General features: G+C 30.4%; 1 protein-coding gene. It reads left to right on the top strand.

Translation table 11 applies throughout. The annotated features are described in order from the left end of the window. Window positions 1–158 precede the first annotated feature (158 nt). The gene (locus JCM9157_RS23060) at window positions 159–608 is read left to right on the top strand and encodes a hypothetical protein (protein ID WP_035668888.1); all 450 of its coding nucleotides are present in this window, start codon (window positions 159–161) and stop codon (window positions 606–608) included. Window positions 609–809 lie beyond the last annotated feature (201 nt).

The following is an 809-nucleotide window of genomic DNA, read 5'->3' as shown; positions in this document are numbered from 1 at the left end:
AAACAGACTTAATATATAATAAATACGTTCTTCAACAAACGGATGCGATGCTTTAATAAGGCATCGCTTGCCTTGTTCCTCTAACATGGCAGGTTACTTAAAAAAGAGATAAATGTTTTTATATAAATTAGCGTCTTATTTATAAGGAGGCGTACATTATGATAAAAGGAAAAAATTCTTTCGCTATACCTTTGTTAATAGGATTAATTACTTTAGTTGGTTGTAGTGCTTCCGATATAGAAAATGACCAACTGGTAGAAACAAAAAAAACTGTTCAAGACACTACAATAACAGATGATATGTTGATAACAGTTGAAGAACGCACAGATGATGGGTACAAAACTGTTAAAGTGTTAGAAAATTCGTTTGAAATGAAAAAAGTTGAAGAAATTTTAGAAAATGCAAATTGGGAGGAAAATGTATTTGTATCTATGACTACACCACCTGAATACCGACTTAGAATTAACCCATCCAATTACGCAGTCTGGGTTACACCTAATGGAGATAGGCTTGAAATAGTAATAGAAGGGGAAGCGAAGTATATAAAACTGCCTGAAAAAGTATCAGAAACCCTATTTGAACTCATAACAGATGATAAATTGAATTAATAATTTAATGATTCTTCAACTAAAGGGAGCGTTTCTGCAATAAAGCAGAGACGCATTTTCTTGTACTTATAAAAGGAAATTAATGTTAAAGTATAAAAATAGTTATTCAAGTAATAGAGCAGGTTTATTTTTAAATAATTTAGAATAAGGTTAAGTTAAGTAAACTTTCACCTTAGAAATGGAGTTAATGAAATGAGAATT

It is taken from the genome of Halalkalibacter akibai JCM 9157, from assembly GCF_000513135.1.
Lineage (GTDB): Bacteria > Bacillota > Bacilli > Bacillales > Bacillaceae_D > Halalkalibacter > Halalkalibacter akibai.
This window is presented reverse-complemented; position numbering and strand designations above follow the sequence as displayed.

Bases quoted from the DNA above. Each gene is read 5' to 3' on its own strand.
- JCM9157_RS23060 (WP_035668888.1), top strand. From the start codon at position 159: ATGATAAAAGGAAAAAATTCTTTCGCTATACCTTTGTTAATAGGATTA.